The 17,426-nt window shown below is 47.2% G+C and carries 19 protein-coding genes; 7 read left to right on the forward strand and 12 right to left on the reverse strand.

Features of this window, described 5'->3' with window-relative positions:
- The first annotated feature begins 6 nt into the window (after nt 1-6).
- From NA59_RS07620 to NA59_RS07640, 5 genes are read left to right on the forward strand one after another with little or no spacing between them, the layout of a single operon-like run.
- The gene (locus NA59_RS07620) at nt 7-645 is read left to right on the forward strand and encodes a transglutaminase-like cysteine peptidase (RefSeq protein ID WP_044410506.1); all 639 of its coding nucleotides are present in this window, start codon (nt 7-9) and stop codon (nt 643-645) included.
- A gap of 42 nt (nt 646-687) precedes the next feature.
- The gene (locus NA59_RS07625; protein WP_044410510.1) at nt 688-2,619 is read left to right on the forward strand and encodes an EAL domain-containing protein; all 1,932 of its coding nucleotides are present in this window, start codon (nt 688-690) and stop codon (nt 2,617-2,619) included.
- Nucleotides 2,616-4,802 carry a type I secretion system permease/ATPase gene (locus NA59_RS07630; protein ID WP_044410513.1) on the forward strand — a complete coding sequence of 729 codons (2,187 nt, stop codon included), beginning with the start codon at nt 2,616-2,618 and terminating at the stop codon, nt 4,800-4,802. Before NA59_RS07625 ends, NA59_RS07630 begins: the two co-directional genes overlap by 4 nt.
- Nucleotides 4,795-6,126 carry an HlyD family type I secretion periplasmic adaptor subunit gene (locus NA59_RS07635; protein ID WP_044410516.1) on the forward strand — a complete coding sequence of 444 codons (1,332 nt, stop codon included), beginning with the start codon at nt 4,795-4,797 and terminating at the stop codon, nt 6,124-6,126. The genes NA59_RS07630 and NA59_RS07635 overlap by 8 nt, the downstream gene beginning before the upstream one ends.
- 5 nt (nt 6,127-6,131) lie before the next feature.
- Nucleotides 6,132-6,767, forward strand: a complete 636-nt coding sequence (locus NA59_RS07640; RefSeq protein ID WP_157792571.1) for a response regulator transcription factor — start codon at nt 6,132-6,134, stop codon at nt 6,765-6,767.
- Nucleotides 6,768-6,788: 21 nt separating this feature from the next.
- On the opposite strand, the gene NA59_RS07645 is transcribed toward NA59_RS07640, so the two are convergent.
- Nucleotides 6,789-7,304 (reverse strand): flavodoxin domain-containing protein, encoded by a 516-nt coding sequence (locus tag NA59_RS07645; RefSeq protein ID WP_052501534.1) that lies wholly within the window; start codon nt 7,302-7,304, stop codon nt 6,789-6,791.
- A gap of 443 nt (nt 7,305-7,747) precedes the next feature.
- Between NA59_RS07645 and NA59_RS07650 the strand changes: the two genes are divergently transcribed.
- Together NA59_RS07650 and NA59_RS07655 are read left to right on the forward strand one after the other, a co-directional pair.
- Nucleotides 7,748-8,056, forward strand: a complete 309-nt coding sequence (locus NA59_RS07650) for a type II toxin-antitoxin system RelE/ParE family toxin (RefSeq protein WP_044410520.1) — start codon at nt 7,748-7,750, stop codon at nt 8,054-8,056.
- A 3-nt stretch (nt 8,057-8,059) separates the two neighbouring features.
- On the forward strand, nt 8,060-8,341 hold the full coding sequence (locus NA59_RS07655) for an addiction module antidote protein (protein ID WP_044410522.1): 282 nt from the start codon (nt 8,060-8,062) through the stop codon (nt 8,339-8,341).
- A 45-nt stretch (nt 8,342-8,386) separates the two neighbouring features.
- On the opposite strand, the gene NA59_RS07660 is transcribed toward NA59_RS07655, so the two are convergent.
- The 11 genes from NA59_RS07660 to metG all read right to left on the reverse strand — a co-directional run bounded on the left by NA59_RS07660 (nt 8,387) and on the right by metG (nt 17,396).
- Nucleotides 8,387-8,917, reverse strand: coding sequence for an REP-associated tyrosine transposase (locus NA59_RS07660; RefSeq protein WP_044410525.1), 531 nt, complete (start codon nt 8,915-8,917; stop codon nt 8,387-8,389).
- A 148-nt stretch (nt 8,918-9,065) separates the two neighbouring features.
- On the reverse strand, nt 9,066-9,770 hold the full coding sequence (locus NA59_RS07665) for an electron transport complex subunit E (RefSeq protein WP_044410528.1): 705 nt from the start codon (nt 9,768-9,770) through the stop codon (nt 9,066-9,068).
- Nucleotides 9,763-10,386: an electron transport complex subunit RsxG gene (gene rsxG / locus NA59_RS07670; protein ID WP_052501535.1), complete on the reverse strand. Its 624-nt coding sequence runs from the start codon at nt 10,384-10,386 to the stop codon at nt 9,763-9,765. Before rsxG ends, NA59_RS07665 begins: the two co-directional genes overlap by 8 nt.
- Nucleotides 10,383-10,625, reverse strand: coding sequence for a BrnA antitoxin family protein (locus NA59_RS07675; RefSeq protein ID WP_044410612.1), 243 nt, complete (start codon nt 10,623-10,625; stop codon nt 10,383-10,385). The genes rsxG and NA59_RS07675 overlap by 4 nt, the downstream gene beginning before the upstream one ends.
- A 26-nt stretch (nt 10,626-10,651) precedes the next feature.
- Nucleotides 10,652-11,686, reverse strand: a complete 1,035-nt coding sequence (locus NA59_RS07680; protein WP_044410531.1) for an RnfABCDGE type electron transport complex subunit D — start codon at nt 11,684-11,686, stop codon at nt 10,652-10,654.
- On the reverse strand, nt 11,683-13,560 hold the full coding sequence (gene rsxC, locus NA59_RS07685) for an electron transport complex subunit RsxC (RefSeq protein ID WP_052501536.1): 1,878 nt from the start codon (nt 13,558-13,560) through the stop codon (nt 11,683-11,685). Before rsxC ends, NA59_RS07680 begins: the two co-directional genes overlap by 4 nt.
- A complete protein-coding gene (rsxB, locus tag NA59_RS07690) occupies nt 13,557-14,114 on the reverse strand; it encodes an electron transport complex subunit RsxB (protein ID WP_044410534.1) in 558 nt (185 codons plus the stop codon). The genes rsxC and rsxB overlap by 4 nt, the downstream gene beginning before the upstream one ends.
- Nucleotides 14,114-14,689, reverse strand: a complete 576-nt coding sequence (gene rsxA, locus NA59_RS07695; protein WP_044410537.1) for an electron transport complex subunit RsxA — start codon at nt 14,687-14,689, stop codon at nt 14,114-14,116. Before rsxA ends, rsxB begins: the two co-directional genes overlap by 1 nt.
- 70 nt (nt 14,690-14,759) lie before the next feature.
- Nucleotides 14,760-14,978 carry a hypothetical protein gene (locus tag NA59_RS07700; RefSeq protein ID WP_044410539.1) on the reverse strand — a complete coding sequence of 73 codons (219 nt, stop codon included), beginning with the start codon at nt 14,976-14,978 and terminating at the stop codon, nt 14,760-14,762.
- Nucleotides 14,979-15,043: 65 nt separating this feature from the next.
- A complete protein-coding gene (locus tag NA59_RS07705; protein ID WP_044410541.1) occupies nt 15,044-15,304 on the reverse strand; it encodes a CCDC90 family protein in 261 nt (86 codons plus the stop codon).
- Between the two features lie 34 nt (nt 15,305-15,338).
- Complete coding sequence (gene metG / locus NA59_RS07710) at nt 15,339-17,396, reverse strand: methionine--tRNA ligase (protein ID WP_044410545.1); 2,058 nt, start codon at nt 17,394-17,396, stop codon at nt 15,339-15,341.
- Between the last annotated feature and the right edge of the window lie 30 nt (nt 17,397-17,426).

Raw genomic sequence — 17,426 nt, forward strand, 5'->3', positions numbered from 1 at the left:
GATCGTATGCAACGCCGCGGCTTTTTGGTTTTAGGTGCGTTTGGGTTGTTAGGCTCGGCGTTGTCTTTTGCCAATAAAGCGCCTTCGATGTTTGGCGAACGTGAACTCGCGCGCGCGCGTGATAAGTATGGCGAACTGGCGGTGCGCCGCTTGCGTGCTTGGCAGGTGTTGGTCGATGAAAATTTATCGCGCCCTGAGCGTTTAAAGTTAACCTTGGTGAATGACTTTTTTGCACAGGTCACCTTGTCGGATAGTAAAACGGTCTGGGGATTGGATAATTATTGGGCTACGCCGGCGGAGTTTTTGGTGAAGGATGCGGGGTCGGCGGTTGATTTTGTGACCGCTAAATACTTTACTTTGGTGGCTCTGGGGGTGGCAGAAAGTAAGTTGTATTTTACTTATGTTACTTCATCGCGTTTACGGCGTCCGCATGTGGTTTTGACGTATTTTCGTTCGGCACGTTCAGAGCCGCTTATTTTGGATAGTTTAACGGATCGCATTCTTCCTGCCAGCGAGCGGGCCGACTTACAGCCGATTTATAGTTTTAATGCGCAGGGCGCGCGTGAGGGTGAGCGGATGCAAGCCGCGGCGTTAGATTCTTGGAATCAGATGCTAAATCGTATGCGTAATGGCGTGATAAATTAATGATGACAGCGTGGCCTGTCAGGATAACTATAGGACATCACAATGACGTTTAATCGACAAATACTGCTTTTTATTACCGTATTGGTGTTGGTATTGTTTTTGGGCACGTTTTCGTTGAACTTATCGAATACAAAGGGTTTTTTGCAAAACCAGTTAACCTCTCATGCTGAGGATACGGCGACGTCTTTGGGGCTTTCTTTAAGTTCTGTGGCGGATTTGGAGAATCCTGCGAGTATTGAGGCGATGGTGAATGCGGTGTTTGATCGCGGACATTATCGTTTGATTGCGCTGCATGATATGGAGGGTGAGCTGGTGTACCAGCGTGAAAATGTGCGCCCTCCGGCAGGGGTTCCGGCGGCTTTTGTATCCGCGCTGACGATTGAGTCGCCGCAAGCACGCGCGCTGGTGCAAAGCGGTTGGATGCCGATTGGTCATTTGACGGTTCAGGCGAATGCGGCCTATGGTTATACGGAGCTGTGGCAGGTTTTTAAAAATTTGTTGATGTGGTTTGGTTTGGCGGCTTTATTAGCGTTGTTGGTTGCGTTTGTGATGATTAAGGCTTTATTGAAACCATTAAAACAGATCGAGCTTCAAGCAGATGCGATTGTAAAAAAACAATATGTGTATCAAGATGATTTACCTGCCACTTTGGAGTTTAGGCAGGTGGTGTTGGCGATGAATAAAATGGTTGAAAAGCTGAAGGATGTGTTTGACCGCGACGCGAAAATGGCGGAGAAATTGCAGCGTATGGCTTATCAGGATTCGGTCACGGGCCTGAGTAATCGTCAGCATTTTGACATGATGTTTGAAGCGCAGTTGATGAGTTCTGAGCAGGCGGATCAAGGTTGCATGGTGTTGGTGCGTGTGGAGGGAATGAAGGCTCTAAACGATCAGTTTGGTTATCAGTTGGGCAATGCGTTTATGCAGGTTTTGGCGACCAAAATGGTTGAGCTTTTGAATGTTGAGGAGGGCATTTATGCGCGCTTAAACGGTTTGGAGTTAATCGCTGTATTGCCAGGCCAGGCGCCTTGTCATTTTAAGGATAAGGCGCAAACATTGGTTTCGCAGTTGCCTGCGTTGATGAGCAAAGCGGGGGTTATGCATGAGGATGTGGCCTTGTCAGTGGTCTTGTTAGATTATGGAACGGGCGACAAGCGTGGGGCTTTAATGGCGCGGCTCGAGTTTGGCTTGGGGCAGCTGGCATCATTAAGTGATCAACAGGTACTGGTGTTGGGGACAACGGAGGCCGATGTATTGAAGGATGCGTCATCACGCCGTTTGATTGAATATGCTTTTGAGCATAATGCGCTTAAGCTGTATCAACAGGTTTCGGTGAATGGTCAGGACGCGGTGCATGACACGGAGTTGTTGATTCGGATGGTTGATCGTGATGGCACAATACGCTCGGCGGCTTATTTTATGCCTGCCATTGAGCGTTTTAATCGTCTGTTGGAGTTGGATTTGTTGGTGGTTGATTTGGCATTGGCTTATCAGTCTCAAAGTGCAACGAAGCCTTTGTTGGCGATCAATCTGAGTCCGCGGTTGTTGCGAGATACTGATGCGTTGGCGACCTTAATCGCTAAATTGAACGAGATACGCGGTGCGCATTTTGCTTTTGAGTTTCCTGAAGTCTGGGTGACAGAAGATGTGGCTTTCTCTAAGTCAGTGATATGGCAGATTCATCAGTTGGGCTATCAGGTAGGTATTGATAACTTTGGTAGTCGCTTCACCAATATGCAATATTTGCAGGATTTACGCCCAGATTATATCAAGTTAGACGGGGCCTTTAGTCGTTGTATTGAATCGGATGAACAAACGGCTTCATATGTTGCTAGCTTATGTGATTTAGCACGTATTCTAGATGTGCCAGTGATTGCAACCGCGGTTGAAACCGAGCATCAGTTGGCGGCCTTTAAACAGGTGGGGATTACCTATTTCCAAGGTTATTTGTTTGGAGCGCCGGCGCCCTTATGAACCATGAAGGTGATGCTCAATGTAACGAAACGTCGCGTCGCCATATCGAGCTAGAGGATGGTTTGCTGGCGTGTTTAGTGCTTTACACGCAGCTTTATCAGCGAGAACCTTTTTCAAAAGATGCTTTAGTTGCCGGTTTGCCGTTTGTATCGAGTAGGTTGTCGCCTGACTTATTTTTACGGGCGGCGGAACGTGCTGGTATTCATGCCGCGTTTAAAAAGCGTGATCTTTCTTGTATTCCTTCCTTAGTCTTGCCTTGTATTTTAGCGCTAAAAGATAACCAGGCCTGCTTGTTAACCGCGATTGATCAGACAGCGAAAACGGCGACCATTATCGCTAGTGATGCCCCAGAAGGAAGTGTGACGGTCGCGTTGGATCAGTTGGCGCAGAGTTATGCCGGTTATGCGATTTATTTGACCAAAAAACACCAGCAGGTCACGAAAAAAGATGCCTTAGTGGCTCGGCGCGATGGGCATTGGTTTTGGCAAACATTTTGGCAAAACCGCGCCATTTATCGTGATGTGTTGATTGCGTCTTTGGTGATTAATCTTTTTGTGCTCGCCAACCCTCTGTTTGTGATGAATGTGTATGATCGGATTGTGCCTAACAATGCGCTGGAATCCTTGTGGGTGTTAGCGCTAGGTGTCAGTGTGATTTATGCGTTTGATGTGCTCTTAAAATATCTGCGCACCTATTTTTTAGAGGTGGCAGGCAAGAAGAGTGATGTGATTATGTCGTCGCGCTTATTCGAGCAAACCTTGGGTTTGACGATGGCGAATCGTGGCGGTACGGTAGGTGGCTTTGCGAATAATTTAAAAGAATTTGATAGTATTCGCCAATTTTTTACTTCTGGTACGCTATCAACCCTTGTCGATTTGCCTTTTTTGGTTATTTTCTTATTGGTGATTTATTTTATCGCCGGCGATATTGTTTGGGTTCCGATTATTATCATCGCAATTATTGCTTTGTATAGTTTGATGATGTTGCGGCCGATTCAACGTAGCATTGAGGCCACCTATGAGGCGCAAAACCAGAAAAATGCGGTGTTGATTGAGAGTTTAACCGCGATGCCGACGATTAAGGCGATGGGCGTGGAGTCGGTTGCGCAATGGCGCTGGGAACAAGCGGTGGGTGAGATTGCACGCACGAGTTTGAAGGCCAAAATGTTGCAAAGTTCTATTTCACGCATGACGGGCTTTATGCAGCAGATGAGCATGGTCGCGGTCGTGGTAGCCGGTGTGTATATGATTACCGAGGGTGATTTGAGCATGGGCGCGTTGATTGCGGCGGTGATTTTAAGCCAGCGTGCGATTGCGCCGATGGGGCAAATAGCGAATTTGGTAACCCAGTATGAGCAAACCAAAACGGCCTTAGGAGTGCTGAATGAATTGATGCAGCGTGAGGTGGAGCGTCCACTGGATAAGCATTTTATTCAGCATCCGGTGTTCGAGGGCGGGATTGAGTTTGTGGATGTGACCTTTACTTACCCCGGTGAAACGACGCCTGTTTTGAAAAATGTATCGTTTAAGATCAATCCGGGTGAAAAAGTGGGCATTATTGGGCGGATTGGTTCGGGTAAGTCAACGATTGAAAAATTGGTCATGGGCTTTTACTCTGTCGATTCGGGTAGCATTTTGGTTGATGGTATTGATATTAATCAATTAGACCCGGCGGAGTTGCGCCGCCATATTAATTACGTACCGCAGGATGTGGTGTTGTTTAGTGGCGATATTCGGCAAAACATAGCGTATCGCGCGCCCTATGTTGAGGATGAGGTGATTTTACGTGCAGCGAAGGTAGCGGGCGTGGATGAGTTTGTGAAACGTCACCCCAAAGGCTATGGGTTTGAGTTAAATGAGGGGGGCACCAACCTGTCAGGCGGTCAGCGGCAGAGTATTGGGATTGCGCGTGCGCTGTTATTGGATGCGCCATTTTTGTTATTAGATGAGCCGACCAATGCGATGGATTCAAAAACTGAGCAGGATTTGCTCTCGCGTTTAGCGCAACATCAAAGTACGAGCACGCTTTTGTTAGTGACGCATAAAATGACGGTTCTCCAGCTGGTCGACCGGGTGTTGGTGATCGAGCAAGGGCGCTTGGTAGTGGATGGTGAAAAGCAGGTTGTGCTGAAAAAGTTACAAGCACAAAACGCTCAAGCAAAACAAGGTGGCGCGGATGTCTAAACGCGTTTCGAATCAAGACCTGCAATTTATGTCGAGTTTAAGCCAAGCCGCGTTGGAAAAGCCGACGCGCGCATCGCGGATTATGGTCTGGGTTATTTTATTGGTGGTGGCCTGGTTGTTGGTGTGGGCTAACATGGCTGAGCTGGATAAAATTGTGCGCGGTGAGGGAAAGGTGGTGCCTTCAAGCCGCATACAGGTCGTGCAGAACTATGAGGGCGGGATTGTAGAGCGCCTGTTTTTTCAAGAGGGCGACTTGGTGGCGCAGGGTGATGTGTTGTTGCAGTTGGATAACACGCAGTTTGCCAGTAGCTTTGGTGAAAAAACCTTAGAGTTGTTAGCCTTGCGTGCAAAAAGTTTGCGGTTGGAAGCGGAGTCAGAGGTCGCACGCAGATTGAGTTTGCCAGTCAATTTTGACAGTGTGTTCGAACAACAGGTGTATGAACGTGAGCAAGCGTTGTTTCAAAACCGTCAGCGACAACTTCAATCGTCGCTCGAGATTGTACGTGAACAACAAATTCAACATCGTACCGAGTTAGATAATGCGTTTGAGCAGGAGAAGCAGCTAGCTAGGTCGCACAACTTGTTAAACCAAGAAATTGAAATGATGCGCCCTTTAGTGCGTCAAGGTATTGCACCTGAAATTGATATGTTGCGTTTACAGCGTGAGGCGAATGATACCTTTGGCAAGCTTAATGCCGTGCGCCAATCTATTCCACGTTATGAGTCTTTAATCAAAGAGAGTGCATCACGGCTTGATGAGATTCAGCAGAAGTTTAGCAATGAAGCTAAAGAGGATTTGAATTTCACATTAGCGCAAATATCCCAGTTGGAAAGTGTACAGGTGGCGCTAGAAGATAAGGTAGTGCGGACAGCGATTAGAGCCCCTGTGGGCGGGGTCATTTCTGAATTACTGGTGAGTTCTCTCGGTGAAGTAGTGCAGCCGGGGAGCGATATTGTGAAAATTGTACCTGTTGATGATTTTTTGGTGTTAGAAACCAAAATACAGCCTTCAGATATTGGGTTTATTTATTCGGGATTAAAAGCACGTGTGCGCTTTACGGCGTATGACTTTTCCATCTATGGCGCGCTGGATGGTTATGTAGAACGGGTGTCGGCGGATACGGTAACCGATGATCAGGGCAACAGTTATTATGTTGCGCGGATACGTACCCATAAAAATTATTTAGGGCAAGAGTCAGCGCCTTTGCCTTTAATGGCCGGGATGGTGGCAAGTGTGGATGTGATTGTTGGTAAGCAGACCGTGCTGGATTATTTAATGAAGCCGATTTTAAAAACCAAAGATACGGCACTGAGGGAGTCATAGCGTTTGTGAATTCAAGGTCAGTTGTTTTATTTTCATCAGACACGGATGTTTTGGCTTATTGGATGGCGTGTGTCGATGAACTACAAACCTGTAGCCAATCACCTGCGGCCTGTTTGGGCTTAAAGGATAGCTGGGACGGGGTGATCGCACTGCTTCATTTAGAAAAACCGGAGGGCTACATTGAGTTGTTGCCGCCGCTTATCGAGCAGGGTGCGTTGGTCGTGGTGTTGGTGGATGCGGTGGATGTCGATCAGGGGGTGGCGCTGTTCCGTCAGGGTATAAAAGGCTATCTTGAAGCCCTTGAGCAACCTGGTGTATTGATACGTGCGATTGAATTGGTGAAGCAAGGGCGTGTTTGGTTAGGTCAAGACATTATGTCGGCGTTGATAACAGGGTTGCATCATCCAAAAAAAGAGGGCGGTGATGTAGATGCTATGCCGCGCTGGGATCAAGGCCTGACTGACCGAGAGCGAGATGTGGCGAGAGGAATACTCGCCGGACAATCTAATAAGACCATTGCCGATGCGCTCTGTATTGCTGAGCGCACCGTTAAGGCGCATATTCATTCTTTATTTCAAAAAAAACAGGTTAAGGATAGGTTAGCGTTTGTATTAAAGTATCAGGCGTCCTCAAGTAATTGACAGTACTCCTATCCTAGTACTTCACACCGCTGAATGGATTTGATTTTGCCATTTTTGAAGGCTGTCTTTGGCCATTTTATCGACGGTGATCATATCGAATATGCTGCGCGCTTGGTTATCTATCAGCCATTGATTTAGGCTATGTCCAAAGGCGCAAAATACATCATAATCTGTATTTCCTAGTGCTAACAGGCTAAAACGCAATCGGCTTAAATCTAAGTTCGACTTTTTCATTTTCCTTGAAAAACCAACCGCATGATCCGGCGCACGACCATCGCCAAACGTTGAAACAATGATCAGGGCCTGCCGAACCCCTAATAAAGAAGTGGGTTGAATCTGCGCAAGCGAGGTAAGGGTAACAGTCTGATTGGCTTGAATCAGCTGGCTAACCGTTTGCTCGGCTAGTTTTTTCGCACGACCACTCTGGGTAGCATAGAGCACCACCCAATCTGTATTCTGCATTTGAATTTCAAGTTCACTCGGCGCTGATTTTAGGCCAATCAAATCGCGGAATGTTTGCCAATAGGATGAAAGCATACTGTGCCTTTGTCTTTACGTTGATATAGTCTAAAGTGATTTGTGCGCTCAATCTAGCAATGAATTCACATATTACCCGTTCAAACCTATATCTCACTTCCATGCTGTGCGTCACGGTGTAATGGTCTAATTAAGTTACGAAAACGCGTTATTCCGGCGGAGGAGGCCGGAATCTAAAACCGACGGCACACAACCTCAAGAGATCCCGGCCTTCGCCGGGATGACGTTCAATAAGCCAGCGCTTTGTTCTCGATCCCAAGGCGCTTTCACGTTAAACGTCATTGCCATTAAGCTTAGAAAATACCCGTCATTGCGAGAAGCACAGCGACGCGGCAATATCGAGCCAACCGCACGCTGGTTCAAGAGATTGTGTGTGCTCTTAATATTTTTTAGTTGATCAATCTTTGATAGCTTTAAAGTAGCTGGTAGGCTACAATTTTCGCATGAAATATAAAATTCTAACAACTAGCACTTTTGATAAATGGCTCTCTAAGCAAAAAGATAGGCAAGCTGTAAGAGCTATCGCCATGCGCATTGCTAGAGCAGAACAAGGCAATCTTGGCGATTCCGAGCCCGTTGGGGAGGGTGTGAGTGAAATGCGTATTTTCACAGGAAAAGGCTATCGAATTTATTACACAGTTCGCGGTGAAACTATTGTATTGCTTTTGAACGGTGGCATCAAAAGTAGTAAAAAGCAGCAGCAAGAAGATATAGCCAAAGCAAAACAAATCATGCAAGAAATAGGAGAGTAACACATGGCAGAAAAACTAAAACCATTTAACCCGTTTGATTATTTTGAAACAAAAGAAGAAATTAATGCTTATTTAGAAGAGTGTTTTCGAGATGAGGACCCTAATGTATTTGTCAATGCATTGGGTCACTTGGCGAAATATCATGGGATGGGTGAGGTATCAAAGGCAACGGGTTTAAACCGTGAGAGCCTTTATAAAACGTTCAGCGGTAAAGTTCAGCCGAAGTGGGACACGATTGCACGAGTTATGCGGGCGCTGCATGTAGATATGACGGTAGCGGCTTAAGAATTTTACTCGTTCCCACGCTCCTGCGTGGGAATGCATACCAACCTACCAGTCACGTACAACATCGAGCAAACTCGGTTGCCCGGCATAATTCCGTGCGCTGGAATATCGCCAATGCTCCGCTAAATCAACATAGCCTCGTTTAACAGGATTTTGATGGATATACTCAAGCTTTTGCCGCATCATCGCATCATTTTGCACCCACTCAGGGTGGTAACCTTCTTGCCAGAACTGAAAGTTCCGTTCTGATTTATGCGCTTTTTTATAAAACGCAAATTGGTCTAATAAGGTTTTCACCTGTTTTTGCTGTAATAAGGCTAAACACTGCTTGGCGGTAAACTGTTTAAACCTTGCCATATCCCTTGCTAGATCATCACTTTGTACAACCATGTGAATATGATTTTCAAGAATCACATAGCCAAAAACTATCAAGCCTTCTGACTGTAAAAATCGCAAGCTATCCAGCACAATTTCAACGGTTTCTGGGCGGGTAAATACCGGAATCCAATGCAAAACAGTACAGGTTACAAAATGGGGTAAACGCTTATCTACCACCTGATAACGACTGCGCCCCATCTAACCCATACTCCTTCATTACAATTAATCCTCAACGCACTACTGACAGCCTAAAAACACTTGTAAATTAATCGCTATCTGTCTGCATTCCCACGCAGGAGCGTGGGAACGAGAAATAGCTTAACAATTACAACTTGAATTATTTGTATTAATTACTCACTTTTACTTCTACCGGAATAGTAACCAGGCTTGGTCTTTTTGCTTTTTGATCTATGAGGTTTTTTAGGGCAATCATTAGGCCCAGGGCGATGAAGGCGCCGGGTGGGAGGATGGCGAGGAGTACCGGGTTGTAGCTGTCGGGCAGGTAGAGTGTCCAGTTTTGTGCGACTTCGCCAAAGATCAGGTCGGCTTGGTCGAATAGGGTGCCGTTTCCGATGATTTCGCGGACTGCGCCTAATAGGATTAGAACCAGGGTAAAACCTATGCCGATAAACAGGGCGTCAACGATGGATTTGTCGAGGGTGTTTTTGGAGGCGAAGGCTTCGGCGCGCGCGAGGATGGCGCAGTTGGTGACAATGAGCGGTATAAAAATGCCTAAAATTCCATGTAGCGTATAGAAATAAGCATGCATCATCATATCAATCACGGTCACCGCGCAGGCGATAATCGCGATAAACACGGGAATACGGATTTCAGAGGGCACATGGTGGCGGATGAGTGAAACCAAAATATTCGACGTGAGCAGCACCGCCATGGTGGCCAAGCCAAGCCCTAAGCCGTTTACGCTATTATTGGTAACGGCGAGTAGCGGGCATAATCCCAGTAGCGCGACCAAGGCTTGGTTGTTGTTCCAGAGCCCTTTTTGTGCGATGTCTTGGTAGTCGTGCCATTTTTGTTGCCAAACGTTAGTCATAGAGTTGCGCTCCTTGTTGGTTGACATACTCAAGGGTGTTTCTTACCGCACCAACGATGGCGCGGGGGGTGATGGTCGCGCCGGTGAATTGGTCAAATTCGCCGCGATCACGTTTGACCGCCCAGCGGCGTGCGTTGTCGGTGGTAAGGTTTTTGCCATTAAAACTCAGTATCCAGTTGTCTTTTCGCAGTTCGATTTTATCACCAAGTCCCGGTGTTTCGCGATGACTCAGTACACGCACGCCCGCCACCGTTCCATCAGCCAATACGCCAACTAATAAATAGATGTTGCCACTATAGCCATTGGGGGCAATAGTTTCTATCACCAGGCCTGCTGGTTGGTTGTCGAGGCGAGCGCGATAGATGCGGGTTTGGTTTGCACCTAAAAATTCGGGCGCTTCGACTTCAATGCTATCTTCGATCAGTGAATTGTTATAGCGTTCAGCAGGCATCACTTGGTTGATCGTTTGCAGCAGGGCAAGGCGCTCGGCTTCCGCAATTTTCGGTTTTGTGAATGCATTGACTCCAATCAATAACCCAACACTCACCACCACAAACAGGCTAAGCAAACCAGCGGCACGTAACATAGTTTGTTGAAGATTTAGTTCTGACTTCATGGTTGCGTTTTTATGTCCTGTTGAATCATTTCACGCAGCAGACTATTGATCAGTGTTTGATAACCGACATGCTGTTCTTTAGATTTCTTTTTAAAATACAATAAAATATCGTTATCTAGTCGTAAAGTTGTTGCAATTTTTTTAGGCTGATAAAACCGACCACGCACCCCTTTAGAAAAATCATAGTCTGATGCAAGTTCAAAGTCATCTAGTTCAGCGCGTTGTTCAATAGTTCTCATAAATAGCTCGCTCTTTGTTATTGGCTTCATCGGTTATGTCCTAGTACTCTGGGTTGGGTGTAGCGGTCGATGAGTGGGACGGCGATATTGAGTAGGAGGACGGCAAAGGCGATGCCGTCGGGGAATGCGCCCCAATTACGAATCACATAGACTAATACCCCGATGCCGGCGGCATAAATTAGGCGACCTAGCGGTGTGGTGCTGGAGCTGACGGGGTCGGTGATAATAAAAAATGCCGCTAGCATGGTGCCGCCAAACAGGAGGTGGAAGCTAACAGGGGCATAGAGGTCGGGGTTGATGCTATGGAATATCCATGCCATCAAGCCCAGTGCGCCTAAGAAGCCTACCGGATATTGCCAGCGAATCGTGCGGGTGTAAATCAGCCAAGCCCCGCCAGCCAAAAAGGCGAGGTTAATCCAACCCCATGCCGTGAGGTTCCACCAGCCGGTTTCCAAATAGGGTGCTTGCAGCATTTGCTGTGCGCTTACGCCTTCTTGGATGCCAGTTTTGACCGCACTTAATGGGGTGGCACCGGTAAAGCTATCAATTGGTGCGTGTGCAACCGCACCAAATAGGATGTGGTTAAAGGATTCCCAAAAGCTTAAGCTGTAACCCGCAATTTCTTTGGGCAATGTCCACTGGGTCATTTCCGCTGGAAATGAAATTAATAAAAACGCATAGCCCAACATCGCAGGGTTGAACGGGTTATAACCGAGCCCACCGTAGAGATGCTTACCGAATACCAGTGCAAACGCGCTGCCAGACACAATCACCCACCAAGGTGATTCGGGTGGGATGCAAAAGACCAGTCCGGTTACGGTAATCAGAGCACTAAAGTCGGTGACATTGGGTAAAACTGGCTTGTCGCGCAGTTTAAGCATGACATATTCAACCAGCAGCGCGGTGGCAACGGCCAAAAACCATTGGATGATAATGCCATAGCCAAACAATAAAATATGCGCCAGCAGCGCGGGGAAGGCGGCGAGTTGCACTTGCAACATCACTTTCTGCACCGAACTGTTATTGTGGGCAAAGGGGGAGCTGGTGTAAATAGATTTCACTTTGCAGTTTCCTGTTGGGCTTTTTTAGCGGCGGCGCGCGCTTTAGCGGCTTCCATTGCCGCTTTACGTTTGTCTTCAACCGATAGTTCGGGTTTTTCTGATTCTTGTTTTGGTTGATCTGTGGATAGTTCAGCCTGGGCTTTTTTAGCGGCGGCGCGCGCTTTGGCCGCTTCCATTGCGGCTTTGCGTTTGTCGTCAGAGGCGGCAGCGGGTTTTTCGGCTGGCTGCGTTTGTTCAGGGCTAGCTTTAGCGGCTTGCTGTCTCGCTTTTGCCATTTGAATTGCGCGCTCGCGTGCACTTAGTTTTGGCGCGTCTTCACGGTTAGATTCTGCTGTTTGATGAGCAGGTTGCGCGGTTTTTTTATCCTGCGTGTCTTGTGCGGCTTGTTGTTTTACTGCAGCTTTTTTTGCTGCCAGCTTGGCATCACGTTCTTGTTTATCGCGCTCAATCCGAGCTTGACGCGCTTCATGGCGTTGTTTGGCTTGTTCGGTGAGTTGTGCTTGGGCTCGAATTTCGCGCACTTCTGACTTCGCATGACGATAGTATTGTACTAAGGGAATATGGCTAGGGCAGACAAATGAGCAGCAACCACATTCAATACAATCAAATAAATTAAGCTTTTCCGCTTGTTCATATTCATGCGCTTGCGCATGCCAATAAAGCTGTTGTGGTTGCAGGTTAATCGGACAGGCATCCGCACATTCACCACACCGAATGCAGGCCATCGGTGCCTGAACCGGCTCGGGCGGGTTGGCTAAAATGCAATTGGAGGTTTTGACCACGGGTACATGGTTGTCGGCCAGTTTTACCCCCATCATCGGCCCGCCCATAATGAGCGGGTAATCAATCGGTTGCTTGGGTTTGGCTAGCGCAATCAGCTCGTCAAACGGTGTGCCGAGTAGGGCATTGATGTTATAGGGTTGTTCTAAGCCGAGTCCGGACACGGTAACAAACCGTGACACCAACGGCTGGCCTTTGTCAACCGCATGAGCAATGGCTCTGAGGGTGGCGATGTTCATCATCACAATACCTATGTCGATCGTGTGTTTGCCACTTGGCACTTCAATCCCTAGCACTTCTTGAATTAATTGTTTTTGACCACCCATCGGATAAACGGTGGCGACTTCAGTAATCGTAATCTGGCTATCGGCGCAGGCCTGGCGCATCGCTTCAATCGCTTTGGGTTTATTATTTTCAATCGCGCAAACCACATGGGGTATGCCAAACATCTGCGCGACTAACTGCGCACCGCGAATAATCTCATCGGGGTGCGTTTGCATCAGCATGTCATCACAAGTGATAAACGGCTCACATTCTGCGCCATTAATAACTAAATGTTCAACCAGGCCTGGTTGATTAGGTAGCTTTGCGAAGGTTGGGAAACCCGCGCCGCCCATACCGACAATACCGGCATTTAAAATTAATTGTTTGAATGCTTCTGGGGTTTGAGGTGGCGTGTTGACCGCTAAAACATTCGTTATCGCGCTGTCGAGTCCATCGGGTTCAATCACAATGCAGGGTTGCGCCAAGCCTGAAGCATGGGGGAGAACGCGCGGTTCAATCGCTATAATTTTTCCCGAGGTGGGGGCATGAACGGGCGCACTTAAACCCTTTGCAGCTTGGGCAATCAGTTGGAATTTTTTGACCGATTCGCCGAGCTCAACACAGGGTAAAGCCGGTAACCCCATGTGTTGTTGCAGGGGCAGAATCAGCTGTTTGGGAATATAGCCTTCGCGCAGCGGTTGGCGCAAGGATAATTCTTTATTGTATTTTGGAAATACGCCGCCATGAAACCGATACAGCAGGCGTTTTGCCATAGGGTAGAGTGGGCTTAGCGTTTTAACAAGCTGAGTTAAGAATCCACGGGTTTTCATTGCGCTGACTCCGCAGCCGATTTGGGGTCGGGCCATTTCCAGGTTTGAGGCGTGGGTTGTTCAAATACCATATCAATACAATCCACAGGGCAAACAGGAATGCACAATTCACAGCCGGTACATTCTTTTTTAATCACGGTATGCATCATTTTGGTCGCGCCAACAATTGCATCCACGGGGCAGGCTTTAATGCAGAGCACGCAGCCGATACATAGGTCTTCGTTGATCAGCGCCACCATTGGCGGTTTAGGTTCGGTGGCTTCCGCTTGCATGGGTTTGGGTTCTACTTGAAGCAGTTCGGCGATTTCTAGCATGGTCGGTTCGCCACCTGGAATGCACAGATTTACTTCAGCTTCGCCTTTGGCTAGGGCTTCGGCATAGGGTTTGCAGCCAGGATAACCACATTGACCACATTGTGTTTGCGGCAGTTTTTTGTCGATTAGCTCGGCGACGGGGTCGCCTTCGACTTTAAAGCGTACTGCGGCATAACCCAGTAATAGTCCAAAGGCTAGGGAGAGTCCAAGAAAAATTAAAATTCCTGCCAATGCACTCATTAAACCAGCCCACCAAAGCCCATAAACGCCAAGGACATTAAGCCTGCGGTAATCAGCGCTATTGGAGCACCTTTAAATGGTCTAGGCACATCACCGGCCTCAATGCGCTCACGCATTGAGGCAAATAACACCATCACAAGGGTAAAGCCGACCGCCGCGCCAAAACCATAGAATGCGGATTCGATAAAGTTATGCCCTTCGCCGATGTTGAGTAGCGCGACACCGAGCACCGCGCAGTTGGTGGTAATCAGCGGCAGATAAATCCCCAGCACTTGATAGAGCGCCGGGCTTGATTTGTGAATTGCCATTTCAGTAAAACCCACTACGGCGGCAATCGACAGGATAAAGCCAATGGTTTTGAGGTATTCCAGTTCAAACGGAATCAGCAGGTAGGTATAGAGCAGATAACTCATCACTGACGACAGCGTGAGCACAAAGGTTGTCGCCAACCCCATGCCGAGAGCGGCATCCGTTTTTTTGGACACACCCATAAACGGGCACAAGCCAAGAAACTTGACCAGTACAAAATTATTCACCAATACCGTACTAATTAAAATAATGACATATTCAGTCATGGGTTGCTCAGGTTGTTAAAAAAGGATTGATCATTTAAGTTAAACCAGCAAGTTTGTATCGACAAAGCCGTTATCGTGCATTTGCTTCATCTCGGTTAAACTTGTAATCAGCAGGTAGCACGCCACCCGCACTACTTAACGAAGTAAAAAGGTCTTTGTTGTTTTTAGGTGGCTGTTGCTCAAATAAAACGATGACCTTTGCTGTTTTGTTATTCGCCTGCGCTTGCAGCTCCGGTGGTATTTCAACGACACCGTCATGAATAATCGCTTCAAATTCGATTGCTTGCATCGTTATATCCTCTTAGGGTTAATTACTAGAGATAGTGATGTTAGTTATACTAAATCAAAAAGAGTTTAGCTAAGTGTAAATAATTTAGTTAATGCAGGAATCACTGTTACCACAATCACAATCGCTAACATCCATTGGACTAAGCTAATTTTGTAGCCTAATCTGTCTTCTAGTTTCTCAAGTCGATGGTCAAAGTGCTCTTTGCTAACCAAACCTTCTTGCGCTTTGGCAATGTTCTTAACAATAGACTCTGACTGCTCAGCTGTTAAGCCTGATTTCTTTAAGCTTTCTACTAGTTCAAGCGTATCAAATGTAATGGTGGACATAATTTACTCCAGCGCTAACTAATTAAACTAAAAACTATTTAACCCGCATGCCTGGTTGGGCGCCTTCGTCTGGGTTTAGGATGAATAGGTCTTTGCCGCCTGGGCCTGCCGCCAGTACCATGCCCTCGGATAAACCGAAGCGCATTTTGCGAGGGGCTAGATTGGCGACCATGACGGTCAACTTGCCGATTAAGTCTTCTGGTTCATAGGCCGATTTAATGCCCGCGAACACCTGACGCTCACCCAAGCCAATATCCAGCGTTAGTTTAAGCAGCTTGTTCGCTTCGGGAACGGCTTCGGCATTGAGAATTTTAGCAATACGGAAATCAATTTTAGCAAAGTCTTCAATACTGATTTCAGGTGCAATTGGATCGAATGCGGATTGAGCAGGTGCGGCGGCAGGCTCAGCGACAGGCGCGGGTTTAGTGGCTGTCGCTTGTAAGGTTTGTTTTGAGTCTTCTAACATTTTTTCAACCTGTGTCATGTCTAAACGCGTTAATAAGGCTTGGTAAGGCGCAATTGTGTGAGCGCGTAAGGGTGCCTTGGCAGAATCCCAAGACCATTCGGTTTCATTAAAGAATTCACGCGCCTTGGCACTGGTTTCCGGTAGAACCGGGGCGAGGTAAATCATCAACAGGCGGAACAGGTTTAAGCCCACACTGACCGATTCATGTAACTCAGCCTCTTTGCCTTCTTGTTTAGCTAACACCCATGGTGCGGTGTCGGCGATATATTCATTCGCTTTATCGGCTAGCGCCATAATATCGCGCATGGCTTGGCTGTATTCGCGGTTTTCATACAATTGCGCAATCGCTTCACTTTTCGCTGAGAACGAATCAAACAAATTTTGCGCTTCTGACGACCAGGCCTGGTTGAGTTGACCCTCAAAACGCTTGGTGACAAAGCCCGCACAGCGGCTGGCGATATTCACGACTTTGCCAATCAAATCGGAATTTACACGCTGAACAAAATCATCGAGGTTTAAGTCCAGATCATCAATCCGGCTATTGAGTTTAGTCGCAAAATAATAGCGTAGATATTCAGGGTTAAGATGCTTTAAATAGGTGCTGGCCATTATAAAGGTGCCACGCGACTTGGACATCTTGGCACCATCGACGGTTAAAAAGCCATGTGCGAAAATCGCCGAAGGGGTTCTAAAGCCTGCGCCGGCTAACATCGCCGGGAAGAATAGCGCGTGGAAATAGACAATATCCTTGCCTATAAAGTGATACAACTCCGCGTCGGAATCCTTCGCCCAATAGTCATCAAAGTTGATATTGTTTTTATCGCAATAGGCTTTAAACGACGCTAAATAGCCAATCGGCGCATCTAACCAGACATAGAAAAACTTCTGGTCTTCACCAGGTATTTCAAAACCAAAGTAGGGCGCATCACGGCTAATATCCCACTTTTGTAAACCCGATTCGAACCATTCGCTCAGCTTGTTGGCGATTTGGGTTTGTAAGTGACCACCTTGGGTCCATTCTTTTAGCATCGGTTCAAAGTGACCCAACTCAAAGAACAAATGTTCGCTGTCCTTCTCAATCGGCGTCGCACCCGATACTACCGATTTCGGATCCTTGAGTTCAGTGGGGCTATAGGTTGCGCCACACACTTCGCAGTTGTCGCCATATTGATCTAGCGCACCACATTTTGGGCAGGTACCTTTGATAAAACGGTCCGGCAAAAACATTTGTTTTTCAGGATCAAACGCCTGTTTAATCGTTTTACGGCTAATGTGGTTGTTGGCTTTTAGCTGGTTGTAAATATAGCTGGCATAAAAACGGTTTTCTTCGGAATGGGTGGAGTGATATTGGTCAAACGCAATATTAAAGCCAGCAAAATCTTGTTGATGCTCTTGAGAAATCCGCGCAATCAGTGCTTCAGGCGTAATGCCTTCGGATTGCGCGCGTAGCATAATCGGGGTGCCATGCGCGTCGTCAGCGCACACATAAATACAGTTGTGGCCACGTTGTTTCTGGAAACGTGACCAAATATCGGTTTGAATGTATTCCACCAAATGACCCAGGTGAATCGGGCCATTCGCATAGGGAAGCGCACTGGTAATTAAGATTTTTCTGACCGAACTCATTGCCTTATCCGTTGTTATAGAAATTTAGCC

Origin of the sequence: Thiomicrospira microaerophila (assembly GCF_000934765.1) — a bacterium.
Classification (GTDB): Bacteria; Pseudomonadota; Gammaproteobacteria; order Thiomicrospirales; family Thiomicrospiraceae; genus Thiomicrospira; species Thiomicrospira microaerophila.